The sequence below is a fragment of the Pseudomonas sp. NDM genome (assembly GCF_003105095.1).
GTDB classification, from domain to species: domain Bacteria; phylum Pseudomonadota; class Gammaproteobacteria; order Pseudomonadales; family Pseudomonadaceae; genus Aquipseudomonas; species Aquipseudomonas moraviensis_A.
Genome location: NZ_QETJ01000052.1, coordinates 1 through 22,513, shown reverse-complemented (window position 1 = coordinate 22,513; position 22,513 = coordinate 1). Strand labels below are relative to the sequence as shown.

Sequence of the window (22,513 nt, the reverse complement as noted above, 5' to 3'; positions counted from 1 at the left end):
ATCATTGGGCTTAAAGGGACGGCTTATTCATGTATCGATCAGTATCACTGCGTGCTGCAGTGTGTTTGAGTACCCTTCTCCCGGCGGCGATGCTGCAAGCAGCACCCGACGCCGATGTAGAAGCCCTGAAACGGGAACTTCTGGAACTGAAACAACGATACGAAGTACAACAACAAGCGCTCGCGGTACTTGAACAACGGGTTCGCCAGGTAGAAGAACAACCCGCCGCCCCACCGCCAAAACGGCTGGCCAAATCGCCGTCCGACATGAAAGGCAATCGCGTCGCTACCGGAGCCGCCACTGGCACCGGTGCGGCCGCCGCATCGGGAGGCGCCGCCGGGGGCAGCGGCGCTTCTTACGGTCAGTCGCTGGCCGATGATTCGCAACCGGCGCAGAGCGTTTCCAACCTGTATGACGAAGCCAGCGGTTTCTTCGGCGGCGGCAAGTTCAGCGTCGAAACCGGCCTGACCTATTCGCGCTACGACACCCGCCAGTTGATCCTCAACGGCTTCCTTGCGCTGGATTCGATCTTCCTCGGCAACATCAACCTCGACCGGATCAAGGCCGACACCTGGACCCTCGACCTCACCGGCCGCTACAACTTCGACAACCGCTGGCAGTTCGACCTGAACGTGCCGGTGGTGTATCGCGAGTCGACGTATCAGTCCGGCGGCGGCAACCAGGGCGCGGCCGGTGTCACCACCGAAGAAACCGTGACCAAGGATCCAACCATTGGCGACGTCAACTTCGGTATCGCCTACAAGTTCCTCGACGAGTCGGTCAACACCCCGGACGCCGTCGTCACCCTGCGCGTCAAGGCGCCGACCGGCAAAGACCCGTTCGGCATCAAGCTGCGCCAGACCGACGCCAACTCCAACCTGTTCGTCCCCGACACCCTGCCCACCGGCAACGGCGTCTGGTCGATCACCCCGGGCATCTCGCTGGTCAAGACGTTTGACCCGGCGGTGTTGTTCGGCAGCCTTTCCTACACCCATAACCTCGAGGAGTCGTTCGACGACATCAGTTCCACGGTCAACCAGAAAACCCCAGGCAAAGTGCGTATCGGCGACAGCTTCCAGATCGGCGCCGGCATCGCCTTCGCGCTCAACGAGAAGATGAGTATGTCGTTCTCCGTTTCCGACCTGGTGCAACGCAAGAGCAAGCTGAAACAGGACGGCGGCGATTGGGAATCGGTGGTGTCGAGTGACGCCAACGCCGGTTACTTCAACGTCGGCATGACCATTGCGGCCACCGACAACCTGACGATCGTGCCGAACTTGTCGATCGGCATGACTGACGATGCGCCGGACTTCTCGTTCAGCCTGAAATTCCCGTATTACTTCTAAAGCAAAGCAAAAGATCGCAGCCTTCGGCAGCTCCTGCATACGGATTGCATAATCCCTGTAGGAGCTGCCGAAGGCTGCGATCCTTTGATCTTCAGCCAGTTAACGAATCTGATGCTTATGCAACAACCGATAAAAAGTAGGCCGTGAAACTCCGAGGACTTTCGCGGCCACACTTAAATTATCACTGTGCCGATTCAACACATCACACAACGCCTGCCGTTCCGCCCGGGTCTTGTAATCCTCCAGCGTGCCCATCGGCGTAGCGACCGAGTGCTGACTGATCAAACCCAGATCCCGCGCCTCGATCTGCCGACCCTCCGCCAGCACCAGACCGCGCCGGACCCGGTTAGCCAGTTCCCGTACGTTCCCCGGCCAGTCATGTTTGCCCATGGCAATCAAGGCATCTTCGCTGAAGCTGCGAGGCCGGCGCCCGGTTTCATGGCTGTAGAAATGCGAAAAGTGGTTGGCCAGCATCGACAGGTCGCCATGGCGCTCACGCAGCGGTGCGGTCACCACTTGCAGCACGTTCAGCCGGTAATACAGGTCTTCGCGAAAGCGCTTCTTCTCGATCGCCGCTTCCAGGTCAACGTGGGTCGCCGCCAGCACTCGCACATCCACCGGGATGGGCTGACTGCCGCCGACCCGCTCGATGTGTTTTTCCTGCAGAAAACGCAGCAGATTGGCCTGCAGCTCCAGCGGCAAATCGCCGATTTCATCGAGAAACAACGTACCGCCATTGGCTGCTTCAATGCGCCCCACCTTGCGCTGATGCGCGCCGGTAAAAGCGCCTTTCTCATGACCGAACAACTCGGACTGGATCAAATGTTCGGGAATGGCCCCGCAGTTGATCGCTACAAACGGTTTGCTGTGACGCTGGGACTGGCGATGCAGGGTGCGCGCCACCAGTTCCTTGCCGGTGCCGCTTTCGCCACGAATCAACACCGGCGATTCGGTCGGCGCAAGTTTGCTCAGCAGCTTGCGCAGTTCGCGGATCGGTTTGCTGTCGCCGAGCAGTTCGTGTTCCGGCTGGTCGACATGAATCGTGCCCTGACCACGCAGACGCGCCATGCCGAAGGCGCGGCCCAGAGTGACCTGTACGCGGGAGACATCGAAAGGCAAGGTGTGGAAATCGAAAAACCATTCACAGACGAAATCGCCAACGTTTTGTAAGCGCAACACTTCCTGGTTGAGCACGGCGATCCATTCGGTCCCGCTGCGGCTGATCAGTTCTTTAACGGCTTCAGGACGTTCCAGATGAAATGGCTGCAGGCGTAGCAGGCCGACGTCACAGGCACGATCGGCGGCATTTTCCAGGGTACAACTGTCGACATCCCAGCCCACCGCGCGCAAACCGGGCAAAAGCCGGTAACAGTCGTCGCAGGGATCGACCACCAGTAAACGTCTCGACGCAGGCGCTTCGCTCATGACTGTTCCTTGGCGCCAAATATAATAAATGATTGTAAAAACAGTCATTTGGCTGTCCCGGTTGTAACACTAGCAAGATTTTGACGGAGGCTTGTATCGATTGCTTATAGGAGGCTTATTAAAAGCGTTATAAGAAAGTTGGTTGTTAGTTAGCTATCGACTATTCGTGGTGTGTCAAACAGCAGCCCTCACCCTAACCCTCTCCCAAAGGTAGAGGGGACTGACCGAGGTGTTTGTGCAAGGTACGCAGACATGCAATACCGAGTCGAACTCGAGTCTGAAGAGCCCACAGATCGGCTCCCTCTCCTCGGGGAGAGAGCTGGGGTGGGGATGAATCCAGCGCGGTGTTCGGTCATGAAAAACATCACTGACCTGAACTCGACTCCTGTAAAGAACCTGAAATTTCTTTGTTTCAGTTGTGACCCGCCCCCCGGTTGCGTGCATCAGTACAAGTAACCGGCCGCACGGTAAGCCCAACCGACGGCCCCTCACTTGATTGGGCGCCAATAGAGAGAAGACCCCATGACTGCCCCGCTGCGTATCAACGAAGCTCTTTTGATTGCCAACCACGCCTTCAAGCCTTTCCAGTGCGTGGCCTGGGCACCACAAGACGGCAATGGCGAACTGAGCCTGACCGTGGTTGACCGCACCAATTCCCACATTGGTCGCAAACAGATCCCGAGCAGCGCCTATTCTGACCCGGCGCAACTCGAACAACTGCTGCAGCAGGCCCGCGCCGAGCTGAGCGAAGATGGCCACAAACTGCAATCGTGGTCGATGCCACACTGATAATCGAACAAGGGCGGATGACATAGAGTCATCCGCCCTTTTCATATGGCAAAACCGTAACTTCCCGGGTCAGGTCCTGCCTGAATGCTTGGCTCGCTTGCGACTGGTTCAACAAGACACTGTTCTGGCACAGTGCGACCGTCGTTCTGTTAGTTCTTCCAGTTGTACTTCTCGCGGTTCAGGGATTGAATGTTTCGCTCGTGCAGTCAGCCGCCCACTCATTGGGTATGGGTTCACTCGCAAGGAGACGCGTGCATGTCCACCCTCAACACTTATGCGCTGCCCACTGCATGGAACAACCCCGGTTCGCTTGACGCGACATTCGCCATCGGCGGTGTTGCCCAGGTGTATTTCGCCGGTAGTCTGTCCAGCCAGACCCAGCATGTCGCGCTGGATGCACGGGGCCGGATTCTGGTTGCCGCCAAGGTCGGCACGCCGAAAGGAAGTCGTCTTGGCCTGGCGCGGCTGCTGGCCGATGGTTCGGCGGATCTGTCCTTTGGAAGTCAGGGCAGCGTAATCGGCAGCTTCATCGAGGGTTTCGAAGCCAGGGCCGGCAAGGTTCAGGTGTTACCTGACGGGAGGATCCTGCTGGCCGGCCTGCATTATGAAAACAACCATCGCACCCTGCCCGCCCTCGCCCTGTTTCATGCCAACGGTCAGCCAGACCGATCCTTCGGCGATGACGGCTTCCAGGTCGTGCGGCTGCCCGGCGAGCTGTCCATGGGCACTCGCGACACTTGGCTGCCGCCGGGCGTGCCGGGTGTCGAAGCCTGCGATTTTGCGGTGCAGGAAGACGGCCGCATTCTGCTGATCGCCAACCATCATTTCAGCCTCGCCGATCACGCCGGAATGCTGATTCGTCTGCAACCCGATGGCTGTCTGGACGAATCCTTCAACGGGCGCGGATTTGTGATGGTCCGCCACCTGTTGCTCAATACCTGGCTGAGCACGCTGCTGTTGAAGCAGGACGGGCGCATCGTCGTCGCAGGGTCCATCGACTTTCCGCAGCAAGGCCTGCTGGCAGTTTATCGGCCTGATGGAAGCCTGGACGAGCGCTTTGCCGTCGACGGCTTCATGGCCTTCAAGGCCCATGACAAAAGCGCTCAGGTCAGTCAGATCATCGAGTCCGACGACAGGCTTTTTTGTTTCGGCAGCAGCCGCGATCCGATTCGCTGCCTGACGTTTGTCCTGCACGCAAATGGTCGACCGGACTTGCACTGCCACCATGGCCTGCCTCTGGTGTTGGACATCGGCGCCAGCGGTTGCCAATGGAATGCCGCTCAGCGCATGCCTGACGGCCGCCTTGTTGCGGTAGGCGCGACCATCGGTGGGGTGGAAGCCGACTTCATGGTCGCCCGGTATCGACGCGATGGCAGCCTCGATCCGGAATTCGGCCAAGGCCATGGCTGGCTGCGCACGCGGCTGGGCCGAAGTCTCGATACAGCCAATTCGCTGACCGTACAAACTGACGGCGCCATTGTCGTCGGCGGGTCTTCGCTGGATGGCAACTACCGGGCGATGGTCGCGCGTTATCTGAATCACTGAATCAACACCTGCACCGGGACGTTGCCGTCCGTCGGCTAGACAGCCCTACCTGTAATTTCTGACAGTAGACGGGCACCTCGATCAGGGATCAGATGACCGGGCACGCAAATGGCTGCGTGTACGACCGAAAAAAGGAATTTCGAGATGACTGATCAAGAGAAATTATCGGCTCCGCTAACGCCTGCCGATGCCCCGGCCAATCCTGCGACAGGCAGTGGTCTCCAGATACGCGAGGTCACCAACGGTAGAGGTGATTTCATACAGGACGGCGGCATCAGCTACGACAGCAATCTGACAATCAGCGGCTCGGCCTCTCCGAGAGAATATGTTGAGATATGGGATTGGGGGCAACCCGTTACCTCGGCTTATGCTGATCTGCGAGGCCTCTTCATCGCCAAACTGCCCGCTCAGCTGCCCGGGCCGCATTCGTACACAGCGACCAATGTTGGCGGGGACATTTCGCCGCCATGGACGGTCATCGTCGAGGGAGTGACCGCGCCGGTAATTGAAACGGTATACGGACCTGACGGAGAGCCCATCAACGACGGTCAGAGAACATTTCATAATGAACTGAACTTCATTGGCCGGGGCACACCTGGTCGAACCGTGGACCTGTTGAACAACGGCACGGTGATCAAGCTTCTGAACATCGACCCAAACGGGCACTGGAGCGCCAGACTCGAAGACCTTAAACCAGGCACGCAAGTCTTTGTCGCAAGGGACCTCACCGGGCTCGAATCGCCGGCATGGCGGGTTGTGGTAACCAAACCGAGTGTGCTGGCAATCAAGTTCGTCATCGGTCAGGAGCAGTTTCAGGAGATCGAGAATCAAGGCATCACGACTGATAGAGCTGTCACTGTTGTCGGTACGGGTATCCCTCACGAGACGGGGTGGATTGTTGACTACAACAACAATCTTGTCCCCTTCGCAGTCGATGAACACGGTGTCTACAGCGCGACCATCACGGATCTGGCCGTTAATCATGTGCATACTTTGCGCTGTAAATCCGCGACGGGGCGACTGTCTGCACCTTGGGCGATCAGAGTCGTTTCGTCGAAGCTCTAAGCGTCGTTCACTGCATCAGCGCTGAGGTAATCAGAGATCCACGACGCCACGGCGCCGTGGATCTGTTTCAGGGTGATCGCTACGGATTGGCAACGCACGATCGTTCTCAAGCAATCGCATCCCGAGACCTTGATCTTCCCTGAAACATCCGGCAACTTTCGCGCTTCTTAATAAAAGGAGCAGCCGATGTCCGGTTCAATGGCCCAGGCGTTCGCGCACAACTTCCTCGGGCAGTCGCCACGCTGGTACAAGGCGACCATTGTCGGTTTCCTCATTCTCAATGCCGTGGTGCTGTACACCGTCGGCCCGGTCGCGGCGGGCTGGCTGTTGGTGATCGAGTTCATCTTTACCCTGGCCATGGCGCTCAAGTGCTATCCGTTGATGCCGGGCGGTCTGTTGTTGATTGAAGCGCTGTTGCTGAAGATGACCACGCCGCAAGCGCTGTATGACGAGTTGCTGCACAACTTTCCGGTGATCCTGCTGCTGATGTTCATGGTGGCCGGTATTTACTTCATGAAGGATCTGCTGCTGTTTCTGTTTTCGCGACTGCTGCTGGGCGTGCGCTCGAAAGCCATCCTGGCGTTGATGTTCTGCTTTTTATCGGCATTCCTCTCCGCGTTTCTTGATGCGTTGACCGTGACGGCGGTGATCATCAGTGCGGCGGTGGGTTTTTATTCGGTCTATCACCGGGTCGCCTCGGGCAATGATCCGCGTCAGGACAGCGAGTTCAGTGACGACCGCCACCTGCCGACGCTGCACCACGAAGACCTCAATCAATTTCGCGCTTTCCTGCGCAGTCTGTTGATGCACGGCGCAGTCGGCACAGCGCTCGGTGGCGTCTGCACGTTGGTTGGCGAGCCGCAGAACCTGCTGATCGGCCATGAGATGGGCTGGCATTTTGGCGAGTTCTTCCAGAAGATCGCCCCGGTATCGCTGCCGGTGCTGGCGGCCGGTCTTGTGACCTGTGTGTTGCTGGAAAAACTGCGCTGGTTCGGATATGGCACGCTGCTGCCGGATAACGTGCGCGCCGTGCTGGCCAACTATGCTGCCCAGGACGATGCCGAACGTACGCCCCGGCAGACCGCAGCGCTATTGGTGCAGGGGGCGGCGGCGCTGATTCTGATTGGATGCCTGGCGTTCCATCTCGCCGAAGTCGGGCTCATCGGTTTGATGGTGATTGTCTTGATTACTGCGTTCAGCGGGATCACTGACGAACATCGCTTGGGCAGCGCGTTCAAGGATGCGATGCCGTTTACCGCACTGCTGGTGGTGTTTTTTGCCGTGGTAGCGGTGATTCATGATCAGCAACTGTTCGCCCCGCTGATCCAGTGGGTGCTGGCGTTACCGGTGGATCAACAGCCGGGGATGTTGTTCATCGCCAACGGTCTGCTCTCGGCGATCAGCGACAACGTATTCGTCGCGACCATTTACATCACCGAAGTGAAACAGGCATTTCTTGCCGGACACATGAGTCGCGAGCATTTCGAGACATTGGCGATTGCGATCAACACCGGGACCAATCTGCCGAGTGTGGCGACGCCGAACGGTCAGGCCGCGTTTTTGTTCCTGCTGACCTCGGCGATCGCCCCGCTGGTGCGTTTGTCTTACGGGCGCATGGTGTGGATGGCCCTGCCCTACACCGTGGTGATGGGCTTGCTGGGCTGGTATGCAGTGAGTTACTGGCTGTAACTGACACTGCAAACCCCATGTAGGAGTGAGCCTGCTCGCGATAGCGGTGTGTCAGCCACCATTTCGTTTGCTGATACGCCGCCATCGCGAGCAGGCTCACTCCTACAGTTTTTTCTGTGTGAATCAGTGCGGGAGAATGTACTTTTCGATCGCCTGCGCCACGCCGTCTTCGGTGTTGGATGCGGTGACGACGTCGGCCTGGCGCTTGACCGCTTCTTCGGCCTGCCCCATGGCAATCGACAACCCGGCGCATTTGAACATCGCCGGGTCGTTGCCGCCGTCGCCGATGACCGCCGTTTGCTCCAGCGGCACGCCGAGGTATTCGGCAATCGCCGTCAGCGCGGTGCCCTTGTTGGCCTCCAGCGCGGTGACGTCGAGATACACCGGTTGCGAGCGCGACACCTGGGCCATGCCGTTGACCTTCGGCAACAGCTGCGCCTCCAGTTCGATCAACAACTGAGTGTTATTGCTGGTGGCGACGATCTTGTCGATCCGCTCCAGATACGGTTCAAAACTCTCCACCAGCACCGGCGGATAGCCGAGGCCACTCTGTTCGCGCGGGACCATCGGCCCGTGCGGGTCCTTGAGCAGCCAGTCGCCGCCGCTGAACACCCAGATTTCCACGTCCGGCTGATCGGCAAACAGTGCCAGTGCGATCAGCGCCGTGGTTACCGGCAAATAATGCGCGGCCAACAGCGTGCCGTCCGGTTTGACGATGGTGCCGCCATTGAATGCCGCTGTCGGCAGATCAACGCCCAGCGCCTCGATCTGCTGCAGCATGGCTTTCGGCGGACGCCCGCTGGCGAGGCTGAACAGCACGCCGGCCTCGCGCAATGAGCGCACGGCGGCAATGGTGCGTTGGCTCAGCGTGTGATCCGGCAGCAACAAGGTGCCGTCCATATCGCTGAGCAGAAAACTGATGGGTTGTTTCGTCAAGTCACTCATCCCAGACCATGCCAGACGCGGCCATCGCGAGTCAGGAGATCTTCCGCTGCTTGCGGGCCATCGTCGCCGGCCGCATACAACTCGACGCTGGCGTCCTGCTGCCAGGCATCAAGGAATGGCTGCACGGCTCTCCAACCGTTCTCGATGTTGTCGGCACGCTGGAACAGCGTCTGATCGCCGGTCAGGCAGTCGTAGATCAAGGTTTCATAACCGGTCGAAGGCTGCATCTCGAAGAAATCCTTGTACGCGAACCCCAGCTCGATATTGGCCATGTTCAACGCCGGCCCCGGCCGTTTGGCCAGCAGGTCGAACCACATGCCTTCATTCGGCTGAATCTGGATGCGCAGGTAAGTCGGCTGCAGCTCGTCGACCTCTGTGTCGCGGAACTGCGCATACGGCGCCGGTTTGAAGCAGATGACGATCTCGGTATCGCGCACGCTCATGCGCTTGCCGGTGCGCAGGTAGAACGGCACGCCGACCCAACGCCAGTTGTCGATCATCACTTTCAGCGCCACGTAGGTTTCGGTGCTGCTGTCGGGCGAGACGTTGGCTTCCTGGCGATAACCGTTCAACGGCTTGCCGTCGCGCTCGCCCGCCGTGTATTGGCCACGTACCGAGTTGGCTCGCGCTTCGTCGGTGGTCCAGGGACGAATCGCCCCCACTACCTTGGCCTTCTCACCCCGCACCGCATCGGCGCCAAACGCAGCTGGCGGTTCCATGGCCACCATGGCGAGCAGCTGGAACAGATGATTGGGCACCATGTCGCGCAACGCGCCGGTGTGTTCGTAAAAACTGCCACGGGTTTCGACGCCGACGGTTTCCGCCGCCGTGATCTGCACGTGGTCGATGTAATGGTTGTTCCAGAACGCTTCGAACAGGCTGTTGGAGAACCGGCTGACGAGAATGTTCTGCACGGTTTCCTTACCCAGGTAATGGTCGATCCGGTAGATCTGCTTCTCGCTCATGACCTTGAGCAGGCACGCGTTCAAGGCTTCGGCGGTCTGCAGATCGGAGCCGAACGGCTTCTCGATCACCACCCTCCTGAACGCTTCGGGAGTTTCTTCAAGCAAACCGGCGCTGCCGAGACGGCGCACCACTTCACTGAAGAAACGCGGCGCGGTGGCCAGGTAGAACACCGCATTGCCGGTGCCGCTGTCGGCGATTTTCGCCGCCAGGGCTGAATAAGTGCTGTCGTCCAGGAAGTCGCCCTGGACGTAGCTGATACCTTTGGCGAGCTTGGCCCACAAGGCCGGATCAAGCATCTGATCGCCGTTGCCGACCTTCGCCGCGACTTCGGTACGGATGAAGTCTTCGAGCTTCTGCGCGAAGGCTTCATCAGTAATGGCGTTGTGGTCAACGCCGACGATCCGCAGATTGTCGTCGAGCAGGCCGTCGCGACTTAGGTTGTACAGCGCCGGCATCAGCAAGCGCTTGACCAGGTCGCCGTGGGCACCGAACAAAAACAGCGTGGTCGGTGGTGCGGGTTCTGCCTTGGATTTTCTGCGGATCGTACGGGTCATTTTTTCGCTGTCTCCACGTGGCCGCCGAAGCCGAAGCGTTGTGCCGACAGGATCTTGTCACCGAAGGTGCCCTGCCCGCGCGAGCGGTAACGGGAGAACAGCGAGTTGGAGAGCACCGGTACCGGCACCGCTTGCTCCATGGCCGCCTCGATGGTCCATTGGCCTTCGCCGCTGTCGGCTACCGAGCCGGAGAAGCCGTCGAGCTTCGGATCGCTGGCCAGCGCATCGGCGGTCAGGTCGAGCAGCCACGAAGACACCACGCTGCCACGACGCCAGACTTCCGCGATGTCGGCCACGTTCAGGTCGAAACGCTGATCTTCCGGCAAACGTTCGCTGGATTTGGTCTTGAGAATGTCGAAGCCTTCGGCGAACGCGGCCATCATGCCGTACTCGATGCCGTTGTGAATCATCTTCACGAAGTGCCCGGCACCGGCAGGACCGGCATGGATGTAGCCGTGCTCGGCGCGGTGGTCATCGGACTTGCGATCCTTGGTGCGCGGGATGTTGCCCATGCCCGGCGCCAGTGCGGCAAACAGCGGGTCGAGGCGCTGCACGGTTTCGGCGTCGCCGCCGATCATCATGCAATAACCGCGTTCCAGGCCCCAGACGCCGCCGGAGGTACCGACGTCGATGTAGTGCAGGCCTTTCTCGTTGAGAGTCTTGGCCCGACGAATGTCATCCTTATAGTTGGTGTTGCCGCCGTCGATGATGGTATCGCCGGGTTCGAGCAGTTCGCTCAGGGTGTTGATGGTGTCTTCGGTCGGCGCGCCGGCCGGCAACATGACCCAGACAGCGCGTGGCTTGTCGAGGCCGGCAACCAGGGCCGGCAAGTCGGCGACGCCGGTGGAGCCCTCGGCGACCAGGTTATCGATGAAATCGGTATTGCGGTCGTAAACAACGGTGGTGTGCCCGTTGAGCATCAGACGTCGCGCAATATTGCCGCCCATGCGGCCCAGTCCAATAATCCCGAGTTGCATGTGCTGATGCTCCTTACTACAAATAAATGTGTGTCATTGGTTATAGCCCAACGCGACTGATGGAGGTTAGTCCAGAGCGTTGCGATGAAGTTTCCGGGCATTGTGCCCGATCCAGAGTGATAACGCCCCGAATCCTGCCGAAGACACACCGACCATGAAAAATAAAAAAGTTCCCTTCTTGGGCAAAAGAAATCAAAATTGGCGCCGATAGTAAGTCAAGCGCCTCGGAACGAGGAGTGACTTACAGTTGATGCACGCCATTTGCGAGGTGAGCAATGGGCACAGTACACACAGCAATGCCGCCACAAACCCTCTACGTTACGATCCGTCGCGACGAATTGCGCGAGTTGAAAGACGAGCGCGACCTGTTGAAGCACGAATTGGCGCAATTGCGCGCACTGACCCAGGGCTCGCAGCCGCAACCACGCCCGGTTGTGCAGCGCGCGCGCCACGCCTGACCCCCGCCTGCTTCGGGAACGGCGCCCGTCGTTCCCGACACACTGCACCTCTGACCGCTTGATGCCAGATAAAAGCGGCGCTTAACAAATCTTTCACATTGCCTTGGGGATACTCCGCCCCATTCTGGCCGTACCTGCGTGTACGGCCTCTGTTCGTCGGTGTCATGGAAGCTTTCCGGCGTGGGTTTGATGATTGAGCTGGAGCGCTGAATGGCATTGTTCAAACGCAGCAAAACGACTGCGACCGGTTTCGACTGGGCCGGATTCATCTGGCTGTTCGTTTTCTTCTGGTACTTCTCGGGTATCACCCAACTGCTGATCCAGCTGACCGGCACATCCGGCTTCACCGGATTCCGTCAGGCCTTCGTGATGAGCGCGCTGTGGCTGGCGCCGATGTTGCTGTTCCCCAGACAGACTCGCCTGCTCGCGGCGATCATCGGCGTGGTGCTGTGGGCCTGCTCGATGGCCAGCCTCGGTTACTTCTTCATCTATCAGCAGGAATTCTCGCAGAGCGTCATCTTCATCATGTTCGAGTCGAACGTGTCGGAAGCCGGCGAGTACATGACGCAGTATTTCGCCTGGTGGATGATCCCGGCGTTCCTCGCCCATACCGCCTTCGCTTACTTTTTGTGGACGCGCCTGCGTCCGGTGTACATGCCACGTGGTCGCGCCCTGGTAGCGGCGACGGCAATCGTGATCGCCGTGGTCGGCTACCCGCTGGTCAAGCAAACCCTGCGCATGGGCACCTTCGCCCAAGGCTTCGAGAAATTCGAAACCCGCATCGAGCCAGCGGTGCCATGGCAGATGGCCGTGGCGTATCACCGCTATCAGGAAACCCTCGCCGACATGCAGGGCATGCTCGACAGCGCGAGCCAGATCCCGCCGCTGAAAAACCTCAAGGACGCATCGGCCGGGCAGCCGGCGACCCTGGTGCTGGTCATCGGTGAATCGACCAACCGTCAGCGCATGAGTCTCTACGGTTATCCGCGCAGCACCACGCCGGAACTGGACAAGCTCAAGGATCAACTGGCGATCTTCGACAACGTGATCACCCCGCGCCCCTACACCATCGAAGCGTTGCAGCAGGTGCTGACCTTCGCCGATGAGCAGAATCCGGATCTGTACCTGTCGACGCCATCGCTGGTCAGCGTGATGAAACAGGCGGGCTACAAGACCTTCTGGATCACCAACCAGCAGACCATGACCAAGCGCAACACCATGCTCACGACCTTCTCCGAACAGGCCGACGAACAGGTGTACCTGAACAACAACCGCAACCAGAACGCCGCGCAGTACGATGGCGACGTCATCGAGCCGTTCAACAAGGCGCTGGCCGATGCGGCGCCCCGCAAGCTGATCGTCGTGCACCTGCTCGGCACGCACATGAGCTACCAGTACCGCTATCCGCCAACTTTCGACAAGTTTCACGATCGCCAGGGCGTACCCGCCGGCGTGCGTGACGATCAACTGCCGACCTACAACAGCTACGACAACGCCGTGCTGTACAACGACTTCGTGGTGTCGAGCCTGATCAAGGATTACGCCAAATCCGATCCGAACGGCTTCTTGCTGTACCTCTCCGACCACGGCGAAGACGTCTTCGACTCGGCTGGCCACAGCACCTTGGGCCGCAACGAAAACAAACCGACCGCGCCGATGTACACCATCCCGTTCATGGCCTGGGCGTCGCCGAAGTGGAAGGAAAACCACGACTGGAACTTCGCCGGCGACCTCAGCCGCCCGTACAGCAGCTCGCAGTTCATCCACACCTGGGCCGATCTGGCCGGGTTAAGCTCAGATGAACTGGATCGCAGCAAGAGCCTGGTCAGCGACAGCTTCGTGCCGCGCAAGCTGTTGATTGGCGATCCGTACCAGACGGCGAAACGCGCGTTGATTGACTTCAGTTTGATGAAGCCGAAGAAACCCGAAACGACTATCGCGGACGCGGTGGAGCGGTAACATCGCGTCGGGATATGCAGGTATGAGAGTCATTGAAGATCTCCCGGCCTGATCCCTTGAAAAGCTCTGTGTCGAAAGATGCAGGGCTTTTTTTGCTCAAGGGCCCGGAACCATGGAACTCGAGAGCGATGACATCGCCTGAACGCTGTACCGTACGTCGGATTTCAGCTTGCACCTGTCAGGTTTGACAGGTGTGCAATCGCGCCAATGCGCTTTCAATCATTCCGTTGACTAACCGAACGGAGCGCGCGCCATGTCCGATCCATCACCTGATGCCCTGAAGCCGATTTACTTTCCTGCCCTGACCACCCTTGACCCTAAGGATGGCTATGACGGTGGTATCCCCATTCGTGCTGTAGAAAATGGTTTGCAAGTGGTCATCCCCGCCTGGATTGAAATGAAACTCCAGCAGCGGGTCGATTTTTTCTGGAACAACAAGGACGATGAGGTGTGGAGCAAGACGCTCGAACACGAGTCCGAGCTCAATCGTGATGTGACGTTCACCCTGCCCAAGGGGTTTGTGGTCGATGGGGACGTCATCGACGTGTTCTACAGGATTTCCGGCAAGAACCATCCCGGCGAAGAGTCCACACCCCGGCTGAAGCTATTGGTCAAACTCACCCGTCCCGGTGAATACGACGACAATGCTGAAGAGGACGGCCACTCCGACCTCAATTTTTCCCTCGATCGCTACGAAATCGACGATCGTTTTACAGACAAAGACGTGGTGACGATGAGCATCGTCCGCTATCGCAACCTGACCAAATTCGATCGCATCCACGCCCGTTGGGGCAGCCAGAAAAAGGTTCACCTCGTTACCGAGGAGCAAGCGCTGGATCCGTTGAAAAAACCGATCGACATCACCTTCGATTACGACCTGATCCAGGCCGCCGGCGATGGACCTGCCGTGGCCGTGGCTTATCAGGTGGTCGACCGTTGCGGCAACTATCCGGATGAGCGCGCGCCCTGGTCGGCGGTACAGTCGGTGCTGGTGGATATGAACGGTGACCGACTGAAGCCACCGCTGGTGCTGGTCAAAGGCCAGCCGACCACTCGTGTGGATCTCGACGAACTGGGTGACGACGACGTCAAAGTGCACGTATCCACACCAGATGCCGACTTCAACGTGGGCGATGGAGTGCTACTGACCTGGATCGGCACCCCTGCCCAAGGCCCGCAAATTATCGTCGGCCCCTTATCGATGCCGGTGCAGTTCGTGGACTTTCATCTCGAGTTCAGCATCCCGAACGCGGCCGTGCGCGCCATCGCCAAGGGCAGTGCATCGGTGGGCTTTGTCCGGCGCCGTGACAGTGAAGCCGACCGCCCTTCGAGAAACGCTAGCGTCAACGTTGTGGGCGACATCAGCCAACTGCGCGCGCCTACCGTTAATGAGGCGCCTGGCGGAACGCTGCCCGTCGACACGCAGTGGGCAACCGTGACGATTCCCTGGTACGCCGGCCGCAACCGCAATGATGATCTGAACCTGATCTGGGAGGCGAAGGCGCCCGGCGGCGACACCGTTTACTACGAGGACCCGCGCCCAGTTGGCAGCGTTCCGGAAAATGACCCGGTAGAGCGCAGCGTAGACAACGCCAATATCCAGCGTTTCAAGGGGCTGAGCGTCAAGGTCTACTACGTGATCACCAACAGCGAAACCGCCCTGCTCAGCGTGCGCGAATCACTGCCGTTCATCATGCAGGTGGGCGTGCCGATGCCGACCTTTGATCGCCCGGAAGTCGAAGAAGCAGACGAGAACGACGTGCTGAATCCGGACGAAGTGCCGCCGACCGGCGCAACTATGGTCCTGACCCACACCGAGACCCTGGACAAAGACCGGTTCAACTTCTACTGGAAGGGTTCGGCCAGCGGCGGCAGCTTCAGCGACCATATCGACCTGATCCCCGCCACCGCCGGCAAGCCCGTGCGGGTGACAGTGCCGAAACAGTACGTCACGGCCAACCGTGACGGCACTGTGACGGCGGATTACAGCGTTCAGCGGGCGGGGGAAACGTTGGGGTATTCGCGGGAGTTGAAATTGCGGATCGGGGTGGCGGATTTCAAACTACCTGTCGCCACGTTCCACGAAGCCACCGGCGCACAGAAGGATCAACTGAACCCCGACGACATCTACCCGAACGGTGCCACGGTGGTCATCGCCGCCACTGCGCAGTTGAAAGAAGATGATGAGGTTGTCGTCACTGTGGAAGGCAAAACCACCACTACCCACGCGCACAAAGTCTCATCGACCGAAGCGGGCAAAGAACTGACTTCGATCAAGATTCCCCATGCACGGATCGAAGCGGAGGACGGGGTGGAAATTGCGCTCAGTTACACAGTTGACCGCAAGGCAGGTGGCACTGACGGGCCGTCGGATCCGACGGTTTATGATGTGCGTAAAGTGATCGTGAAAGACAAGCTGAAAGTTTTGGGGGCTCGCTTCAATTGCAACAAGTACGAAGAATTTGGCACCACACGGATCTTGAGCGCCTTTTCCGATACGAATGAACCTGTAGAAGCCGAATGGAAATACTCCTCAGATAGTCATTGGAAAACCGCTAGCATCTGGTACGACGACTCACCCACCGAACCGTTGCATGTACGCACTGCTGATGCTCAATTGATCCTCAATCCGGTCAATATCACGGCCAATGGTGGCGCCATCCTGGCTCAGCGAGATGAAGGCGATCTGGTGGGCTGGGGTGTTGCAGGATTGGGTGCCAATATTCCTCCGCATATTGCTCCCCTGACGGACATCGTTGAAGTCAGCGCCACACGCGAAGATTTTGCTATCCGTCGTGCCGATGGGGAAGTATTGGCATGGGGCGGAGGTGCGGCTCAAGACATGGGTGACACCAATCCGTTTGGCTTCACGGAGATCATCGGCAACGGTGCTGCATTTGCCGGGTTAAAGGGCACCGGAACAATCACCGCCTGGGGTTACGATGATTTTGGAGGAACGCTTCCTGCGCCGATTACTGAGCTGACTGATGTGGTCAGGCTGTTGCATAACGTTTGGAGCTTCGCTGCGCAGCGGGCCAATGGAAAGGTGGTGGCTTGGGGGAGAGCTCTTCCAGGCATTGGGACGCCTCCCGAAATCGGCAATCTGACTGACATCACCTCACTGCTTGCTAATAACGGGGTTTACGTAGGTCTCCGGAAAACCGGTCAACTCGTCAGTTGGGGTATTGAAGATTCTGATCCACTGCCTCCGGCGATAGCCAACTTGACTGACGTCATTGAACTGAGCGCCTCCAATTTGAAGGCGTTCACTGCAAAACGTAAAACTGGTCAGCTCGTCGCTTGGGGCATTGAAAGTTTCGGGGGGACCATTGATCCAGTCATTGCAGACTTGAGAGATATTGTTGAAGTGAGTTCGACGAACAATGCATTCGCCGCCCGTCGAGCCAACGGCCGGGTGGTGGCCTGGGGCCGCGAGTCGAGCGGGGGAATAATCCCGTCCGAGATTGCGCTAATGGATAACATTGTACAGGTGTGCGGTACCGATTCGGCGTTCGCAGCTTTGTGCACGAACGGCACGGTAGTCGCTTGGGGCGACGTCGATGGGGGCGGTGACATCTCTCCGGTAGCCGACCAACTCGACCAGGTTCTAGCTCTGTATAGCGGTTCCGCCAGTTTCATCGCATTAACGGCCGATGGACGCGTGGTCACATGGGGCGACCCGAAATCCGGCGGCGACAGCAGTGCCGTCCAGGACCGCTTGAAGGGTCAGGTATCCTATTTAGCCACTCCCGTCTCAAGAGGCTTGGCACTCAAGGCCCGACGTTTGAAATCGGCAGACGCAGTCAATAAGAACTGATGTTGGGGATCGTCCCGAAAGCGCAACAAGCGATGCTCGCTTCTAGTGCATCGCTTGTTGAAGTGCGCTCCTCAATCCGATGCAAGGCGCGCGCTCCCCAAGAATTGAACGAGGTCAGAATGCTCTTCCTGAATATTTGACCAAAGCATCGGACACGGCTCGCCCTGCTGACGCGCCCCACGTCTGTCATCTATCACCCCGCAACACGCTGCAAAACCTTCACTGAACGAGCGTTAACCCCGCGTTAATTCAGGCCTCCCAGACTCTCTTCCGAGATCTGCTTCATGGACGAACGGCTCCACTTGTTCAGTAGGAGGCACCATGAAAATCACTACCGCAATGCTTGCCGGGCTGTTTGCCCTGGGTTCTGCCAGCGTCTTCGCCGAAGGCGGCGCTGAGCGCATGCGTTATTACTACGACAATTTCCCGGTCCAGCACGCCCAGAGCGAGCAGAAGAGCGACGCCAATGCGAAAGAAATTCGCGTGCCCGCTGACCAGACGGCGCAGGTGACCGAGGCTTATCGCGACTGAGTTTTACCGAGCAACCGATGGACCTTCCGTGGCTCCGCTCTGGCCCGGGAGATGACAGTTGAGGCGCCCTGCCTGGGGCGCCTTTTTTTATGGTAGGGCGGATATGTGTCCGGCTCGTGATCAGCGGTGAATTCGCCCCTCACCCCAGCCCTCTCCCGAGGGAGAGGGAGCTGATTCGCGTGCAATTCAAATCCTGAATTCAACCCCAATGGTTCAGGTCGGCGTATTTCGTAAATTCGACTCGGTCAGTCCCCTCTCCCTCTGGGAGAGGGTTAGGGTGAGGGGCTTTTCAGGCTTGCAAAGCCTTTATCCAGAACCTGCACAGGGTTATTTGTAGGAGCTGACGAGTGCAACGAGGCTGCGATCTCTTGCGGTCAGTGGCCCCAGATCAACTCTTCGGTCCAGCCCAGTTCGGCAAAATCTTCGGCACGCAGTGCACGCTCGCCGACACAGAAAAACTCATCCAGCTGCGGTGGCTTGACCGTCGTGCCGCTGAGCATCGCATGCACCTGGCCGCGATGGTGGATCTGGTGTTCGAACAGGTGCGAAAGCATGCGCAAGCGGCTGTCGTGTTGCGGTGTTTCGCGTGCGATGGTGACGATTCGCGGCAGATCGGCATCGCGCAGTTGTTCGCAATAAGCGATCAGCCGACGGTCGACTCGAGCCTGTTCTTCACGCAGCGCGGTGGCGTCGGTAAGCGGCTCGTCTTCGTTGAAGAACACGTAGCAATCCGGGTGCGGCTCGTCACCACGCAATTCGCGCTCCAGCGCGTCGACGTAGAACCAGTCGCAAGTGAGGATGTGGTTGAGGGTCAGGCGGATGCCGGGGAAGAAGCTCACTCTTGGCGCGGCCAGGTCCGCCGCGTCGAGCTGGCTCCAGGCCTTGGCCAGGCGATGATTGGCCCAGGCGTTCTGGTAGGCCATGGTCAGCAAATGATGGGACAGCGGTTGGCTCATGTCGGCGCCTTCCTTTCAAGCTTCGGCGAAACGCTGCAACTGCATCTCCTGCAAACGGCTGAGCGTGCGGCGGAACGGGAATTCCAGATAGCCCTCGGTGTACAGCGCGTCCATCGGCACGCTGGCCTCGACGTACAGCGGCACTTTGCGGTCGTAGCATTCGTCGACCAGCGCGATAAAACGCCGTACGCCGTCGTCATGCACCGACAACTGTGGCAGCTCGCGGTCGCCGGCCACCACACGTTGCGCGCCATCTTCGGTGCCGCGCGCGATGCGCCCCTCACGTTTCTGCGCGCTCAGATTCGGCACTTCGCTCAACAGAATAGCCCGGTAGCGATCACACAGCGCGATGAAGTCCATGGCGGCGAAAGGTTGTTCGCACAGATCACGGTAACGGCACCACAGCACGGATTCGCTGGCCCGCACCACGTTCAGCATGCGATGACCCACGGCGACAGGCTCTTCACTGCAGATTTCACTGGAAACCAGTGATTTGAACACGCCATCCAGCGCACTCGGCGAATCGGTTGCGCTGACAAAATAGCGCTGTTCGATCGCCCCCGGATGCAGGCGATGATCCTCGGCGCCATTCACCGCGACCACCTGCATATGCGCTTTGATCGCCGTAATCGCCGGGGTAAAGCGATCGCGGTTGAAGCCATCGGCGTACAGATCATCGGGCGGCAGATTGGACGTGCAAACGATCACCACGCCTTCGTCGAACATCACCTGGAACAAGCGCCCGAGAATGATCGCGTCGCCAATGTCGTTGACGAACAGTTCATCGAAACACAGCACCCGCACTTCAGCGGCCAGCTCTTTGGCCAGCGCGCGCAACGGATCGGCGATGCCGCTCAGTTGAAAAGAACGCTGATGCACCCAACCCATGAAATGATGGAAATGCTGACGCCGCGCCGGCACCCGCAAGCTCTGATAGAACTGATCCATCAGCCAGGTCTTGCCGCGCCCGACCGGCCCCCACAGGTACACGCCACTGACCGAACGGGCACCGGCGTGCAAGGCTTCGTGGCATTTCTGCAAGGCCCAGACCGCGTGTTCCTGGGCTTCATCCTGGATGAAACCCTTGTGGTCAACGGCGTATTGCCAGGCACTGAGGGGGGAGTCGAAAGTCATGCGCGGGAGTATGCCATGGGCGGTTTTCCATTGCTGGTCGAGGCACGTGAATGATCCGCATGTGGGAGCGAGCCTGCTCGCGTAGGCGTCGTGTCAGCCGATACAAATATTCACTGATACACCGCTTTCGCGAGCAGGCTCGCTCCCACAGAGCAGTAAAACCTGACCTTTCAGGCAGTTATTGCTCGTTGCCCTCGCCGTCCGCTTGCGGCATTCTGCGCACCCATTTTCTGACCCGGCCCCGCCTCGCGGCGCGCACCTGACCATGACCGCCTCCGATAAAGCCCCGCGCAACAACGACCTGATCTACGGCCTAAACGACCGTCCGCACCTGACCGCCACCGTGTTCGCCGCGCTGCAACACGTACTGGCGAGCTTCGTCGGCATCATCACCCCGACCCTGATCATGGGCGGCGCCCTCGGTCTGCACAGTGAAATCCCTTACCTCATCAGCATGGCGCTGTTCGTTTCCGGGCTCGGCACTTTCGTTCAGGCCAAGCGTTTCGGCCCGGTCGGTTCGGGTCTGCTGTGTCTGCAAGGCACCAGTTTTTCCTTTATCAGTGTGATTCTCAGCGCCGGTTTCATGGTCAAGGCGCGCGGCGGCGGCACTGATGAAATCCTGTCGACGATCTTCGGTGTGTGCTTTTTCGCCGCGTTCATCGAAGTGGTACTCAGCCAGTTCATCGGCAAGCTGCGCATGCTGATCACTCCGGTGGTGACCGGCACGATCATCACCCTGATGGGCCTGTCGCTGATCAAAGTGGCAATGACTGATATCGCCGGCGGTTTCGGCGCGCCGGATCTGGGCGCGGCCAGCCATATCTTTCTCGCAGCGTTGGTGATCGGCACTATCGTCGTCCTGAACCGCGTCGACGTGCCCTTTCTGCGCCTGGGCGCGATCGTCATCGGCCTGACCCTTGGCTACGTGGTGGCCTGGCTGATGGGCACGGTGGATTTCGCTGCGATGCCCGAAGTGCCGCTGGTCAGCGTGCCGGTGCCGTTCAAGTACGGTTTCAACTTCGATTGGGTGGCGTTCGTGCCGGTGGCGGTGATTTTCCTGGTATCTCCGCTGGAGGCGGCCGGCGACCTGACCGCCAACTCGATGATCTCGCGGCAACCGGTCAAAGGCCCGTTGTACATCCGCCGGATCAAATCCGGCCTGCTCGCTGACGGTCTCAACTCGGCCATGGCGGCGGTGTTCAACAGCATGCCGATGGTGACCTTCGCGCAGAACAACGGCGTGATCCAGTTGACCGGCGTGGCCAGCCGGTACGTGGCGTTTTTCATCGCCGGCCTGCTGGTGTTGCTCGGTTTGTTCCCGATGATCGGCGCGGTGCTGCAACTGATGCCAAAACCGGTACTCGGCGGCGCTGAGCTGGTGATGTTCGGCACCGTCGCCGTGGCCGGGATCAAGATCCTCGCCGAGGCCGGCCTGCATCGACGCAACATGTTGATTGTGGCGATTTCGCTGGGCATGGGCCTTGGCATCGCCGCCGTACCGGAAGTGCTGCGCGAGCTGCCGCAAGCGCTGCGCAACATCTTCGAATCGCCGATCACCGTCGGCGCCTTGTGCGCTATCGTGCTGAACATCTTTCTGCCGGAAGAATTCATCGAGCTGGAAGAGGACGATTTCGATCCGGAAGCATCGATTCTGCAGGTCATGGAAAACCCCGACGTCACCGCCAAAGCTGAACCCGGTCAACCGGCGGCTGTCGCACAATTGAACCGCTGACGTCGAGCCTTGAAAAAAAGGGCTGCACCGGCAACGGTTCAGCCCTTTTTTGTCGAGAGATTTTTATGCGCCGCGTCCACGCCGTCATCCTGTCGCTCCTGCTGCTGTCGCTCAGTGCCTGCGCGCTGTTTCCCAACCGCGATCCGGTGAACATCAACGTGGTCGGCCTCGAACCGTTGCCGAGCCAGGAACTGGAAGTGCGCTTTGCCATCAAGCTGCGGGTGCAAAATCCCAATGAGACGGCGATCGACTACAACGGCATCGCCCTGGATCTGGAGGTCAATGGTCATTCGCTGGCTTCCGGTGTGAGCGATCAGAGCGGTTCGATCCCGCGTTTCTCTGAAGCGATTGTCACGGTGCCGGTCAGCGTCTCGGCGTTCTCGTTCCTGCGCCAGACCCTCGGCCTGAGCCAGACGCAAAGCCTCGATAACTTGCCCTACGTGCTGCGCGGCAAACTGGCCGGCGGGGTGTTTGGCACGATGCGCTTTACCGACAGCGGCAAGTTGAGTCTGCCCAAAGCGAGTGCTGCGACCTGGTAGTCAGCCGCTACACAGCCCCCATGTAGGAGTGAGCCTGCTCGCGATAGCGGTCTGTCAGATAAACATGCATTGCCTGACACACCGCT

17 protein-coding genes are annotated in these 22,513 nt (G+C 59.1%); 11 read left to right on the top strand and 6 right to left on the bottom strand.

The window, feature by feature from the left end:
• Positions 1 to 29: 29 nt before the first annotated feature.
• Positions 30 to 1,346 (top strand): hypothetical protein, encoded by a 1,317-nt coding sequence (locus DCO47_RS13260; RefSeq protein WP_042609906.1) that lies wholly within the window; start codon positions 30 to 32, stop codon positions 1,344 to 1,346.
• A gap of 99 nt (positions 1,347 to 1,445) precedes the next feature.
• On the opposite strand, the gene DCO47_RS13255 is transcribed toward DCO47_RS13260, so the two are convergent.
• On the bottom strand, positions 1,446 to 2,771 hold the full coding sequence (locus DCO47_RS13255; RefSeq protein ID WP_042609905.1) for a sigma-54 dependent transcriptional regulator: 1,326 nt from the start codon (positions 2,769 to 2,771) through the stop codon (positions 1,446 to 1,448).
• A gap of 522 nt (positions 2,772 to 3,293) precedes the next feature.
• Between DCO47_RS13255 and DCO47_RS13250 the strand changes: the two genes are divergently transcribed.
• The 4 genes from DCO47_RS13250 (at position 3,294) to nhaB (ending at position 7,859) form a co-directional block, all read left to right on the top strand.
• Entirely contained in the window at positions 3,294 to 3,560 is a 267-nt protein-coding gene (locus tag DCO47_RS13250) for a hypothetical protein (protein ID WP_016774677.1), read from the top strand.
• A 255-nt stretch (positions 3,561 to 3,815) separates the two neighbouring features.
• Positions 3,816 to 5,105, top strand: a complete 1,290-nt coding sequence (locus DCO47_RS13245) for a hypothetical protein (protein WP_116658246.1) — start codon at positions 3,816 to 3,818, stop codon at positions 5,103 to 5,105.
• A gap of 144 nt (positions 5,106 to 5,249) precedes the next feature.
• Entirely contained in the window at positions 5,250 to 6,170 is a 921-nt protein-coding gene (locus DCO47_RS13240) for a hypothetical protein (RefSeq protein ID WP_116658245.1), read from the top strand.
• Positions 6,171 to 6,356: 186 nt separating this feature from the next.
• Entirely contained in the window at positions 6,357 to 7,859 is a 1,503-nt protein-coding gene (nhaB, locus tag DCO47_RS13235; protein WP_116658244.1) for a sodium/proton antiporter NhaB, read from the top strand.
• 123 nt (positions 7,860 to 7,982) lie between these two features.
• Here nhaB and DCO47_RS13225 read toward each other — a convergent pair whose 3' ends face one another.
• The 3 genes from DCO47_RS13225 to gnd are packed head-to-tail and all read right to left on the bottom strand — an operon-like array spanning position 7,983 to position 11,301.
• On the bottom strand, positions 7,983 to 8,804 hold the full coding sequence (locus tag DCO47_RS13225) for an HAD family hydrolase (RefSeq protein WP_116658242.1): 822 nt from the start codon (positions 8,802 to 8,804) through the stop codon (positions 7,983 to 7,985).
• A complete protein-coding gene (zwf, locus tag DCO47_RS13220) occupies positions 8,801 to 10,324 on the bottom strand; it encodes a glucose-6-phosphate dehydrogenase (RefSeq protein ID WP_064362244.1) in 1,524 nt (507 codons plus the stop codon). Before zwf ends, DCO47_RS13225 begins: the two co-directional genes overlap by 4 nt.
• Complete coding sequence (gnd, locus tag DCO47_RS13215) at positions 10,321 to 11,301, bottom strand: phosphogluconate dehydrogenase (NAD(+)-dependent, decarboxylating) (RefSeq protein WP_116658241.1); 981 nt, start codon at positions 11,299 to 11,301, stop codon at positions 10,321 to 10,323. The genes zwf and gnd overlap by 4 nt, the downstream gene beginning before the upstream one ends.
• A gap of 275 nt (positions 11,302 to 11,576) precedes the next feature.
• On the opposite strand from gnd, the gene DCO47_RS13210 reads away from it, so the two are divergent.
• From DCO47_RS13210 to DCO47_RS13195, 4 genes are all read left to right on the top strand, one after another.
• Positions 11,577 to 11,759 carry a DUF6026 family protein gene (locus DCO47_RS13210; protein WP_042609898.1) on the top strand — a complete coding sequence of 61 codons (183 nt, stop codon included), beginning with the start codon at positions 11,577 to 11,579 and terminating at the stop codon, positions 11,757 to 11,759.
• A 210-nt stretch (positions 11,760 to 11,969) separates the two neighbouring features.
• Positions 11,970 to 13,718: a phosphoethanolamine transferase CptA gene (locus DCO47_RS13205; protein ID WP_083352753.1), complete on the top strand. Its 1,749-nt coding sequence runs from the start codon at positions 11,970 to 11,972 to the stop codon at positions 13,716 to 13,718.
• Between the two features lie 253 nt (positions 13,719 to 13,971).
• The gene (locus DCO47_RS27305; RefSeq protein WP_256590150.1) at positions 13,972 to 17,535 is read left to right on the top strand and encodes a hypothetical protein; all 3,564 of its coding nucleotides are present in this window, start codon (positions 13,972 to 13,974) and stop codon (positions 17,533 to 17,535) included.
• 321 nt (positions 17,536 to 17,856) lie between these two features.
• Entirely contained in the window at positions 17,857 to 18,066 is a 210-nt protein-coding gene (locus DCO47_RS13195) for a hypothetical protein (RefSeq protein WP_064362234.1), read from the top strand.
• Positions 18,067 to 18,440: 374 nt separating this feature from the next.
• Here DCO47_RS13195 and DCO47_RS13190 read toward each other — a convergent pair whose 3' ends face one another.
• Both DCO47_RS13190 and zapE read right to left on the bottom strand, forming a co-directional pair.
• Positions 18,441 to 19,022 (bottom strand): DinB family protein, encoded by a 582-nt coding sequence (locus tag DCO47_RS13190; protein WP_116658240.1) that lies wholly within the window; start codon positions 19,020 to 19,022, stop codon positions 18,441 to 18,443.
• Positions 19,023 to 19,037: 15 nt separating this feature from the next.
• Positions 19,038 to 20,156: a cell division protein ZapE gene (gene zapE, locus DCO47_RS13185; protein ID WP_116658239.1), complete on the bottom strand. Its 1,119-nt coding sequence runs from the start codon at positions 20,154 to 20,156 to the stop codon at positions 19,038 to 19,040.
• 265 nt (positions 20,157 to 20,421) lie between these two features.
• On the opposite strand from zapE, the gene DCO47_RS13180 reads away from it, so the two are divergent.
• The gene (locus DCO47_RS13180; RefSeq protein ID WP_116658238.1) at positions 20,422 to 21,888 is read left to right on the top strand and encodes a nucleobase:cation symporter-2 family protein; all 1,467 of its coding nucleotides are present in this window, start codon (positions 20,422 to 20,424) and stop codon (positions 21,886 to 21,888) included.
• Between the two features lie 65 nt (positions 21,889 to 21,953).
• Complete coding sequence (locus DCO47_RS13175; protein ID WP_116658237.1) at positions 21,954 to 22,427, top strand: LEA type 2 family protein; 474 nt, start codon at positions 21,954 to 21,956, stop codon at positions 22,425 to 22,427.
• The last annotated feature ends 86 nt before the right edge of the window (positions 22,428 to 22,513 follow it).

What these genes read in the sequence shown, in the direction of transcription:
- DCO47_RS13260 (WP_042609906.1), top strand. Translation starts at nt 30, where the DNA reads ATGTATCGATCAGTATCACTGCGTGCTGCAGTGTGTTTGAGTACCCTT.
- DCO47_RS13255 (WP_042609905.1), bottom strand. Translation starts at nt 2,771, where the DNA reads ATGAGCGAAGCGCCTGCGTCGAGACGTTTACTGGTGGTCGATCCCTGC.
- DCO47_RS13250 (WP_016774677.1), top strand. Translation starts at nt 3,294, where the DNA reads ATGACTGCCCCGCTGCGTATCAACGAAGCTCTTTTGATTGCCAACCAC.
- DCO47_RS13245 (WP_116658246.1), top strand. Translation starts at nt 3,816, where the DNA reads ATGTCCACCCTCAACACTTATGCGCTGCCCACTGCATGGAACAACCCC.
- DCO47_RS13240 (WP_116658245.1), top strand. Translation starts at nt 5,250, where the DNA reads ATGACTGATCAAGAGAAATTATCGGCTCCGCTAACGCCTGCCGATGCC.
- nhaB (WP_116658244.1), top strand. Translation starts at nt 6,357, where the DNA reads ATGTCCGGTTCAATGGCCCAGGCGTTCGCGCACAACTTCCTCGGGCAG.
- DCO47_RS13225 (WP_116658242.1), bottom strand. Translation starts at nt 8,804, where the DNA reads ATGAGTGACTTGACGAAACAACCCATCAGTTTTCTGCTCAGCGATATG.
- zwf (WP_064362244.1), bottom strand. Translation starts at nt 10,324, where the DNA reads ATGACCCGTACGATCCGCAGAAAATCCAAGGCAGAACCCGCACCACCG.
- gnd (WP_116658241.1), bottom strand. Translation starts at nt 11,301, where the DNA reads ATGCAACTCGGGATTATTGGACTGGGCCGCATGGGCGGCAATATTGCG.
- DCO47_RS13210 (WP_042609898.1), top strand. Translation starts at nt 11,577, where the DNA reads ATGGGCACAGTACACACAGCAATGCCGCCACAAACCCTCTACGTTACG.
- DCO47_RS13205 (WP_083352753.1), top strand. Translation starts at nt 11,970, where the DNA reads ATGGCATTGTTCAAACGCAGCAAAACGACTGCGACCGGTTTCGACTGG.
- DCO47_RS27305 (WP_256590150.1), top strand. Translation starts at nt 13,972, where the DNA reads ATGTCCGATCCATCACCTGATGCCCTGAAGCCGATTTACTTTCCTGCC.
- DCO47_RS13195 (WP_064362234.1), top strand. Translation starts at nt 17,857, where the DNA reads ATGAAAATCACTACCGCAATGCTTGCCGGGCTGTTTGCCCTGGGTTCT.
- DCO47_RS13190 (WP_116658240.1), bottom strand. Translation starts at nt 19,022, where the DNA reads ATGAGCCAACCGCTGTCCCATCATTTGCTGACCATGGCCTACCAGAAC.
- zapE (WP_116658239.1), bottom strand. Translation starts at nt 20,156, where the DNA reads ATGACTTTCGACTCCCCCCTCAGTGCCTGGCAATACGCCGTTGACCAC.
- DCO47_RS13180 (WP_116658238.1), top strand. Translation starts at nt 20,422, where the DNA reads ATGACCGCCTCCGATAAAGCCCCGCGCAACAACGACCTGATCTACGGC.
- DCO47_RS13175 (WP_116658237.1), top strand. Translation starts at nt 21,954, where the DNA reads ATGCGCCGCGTCCACGCCGTCATCCTGTCGCTCCTGCTGCTGTCGCTC.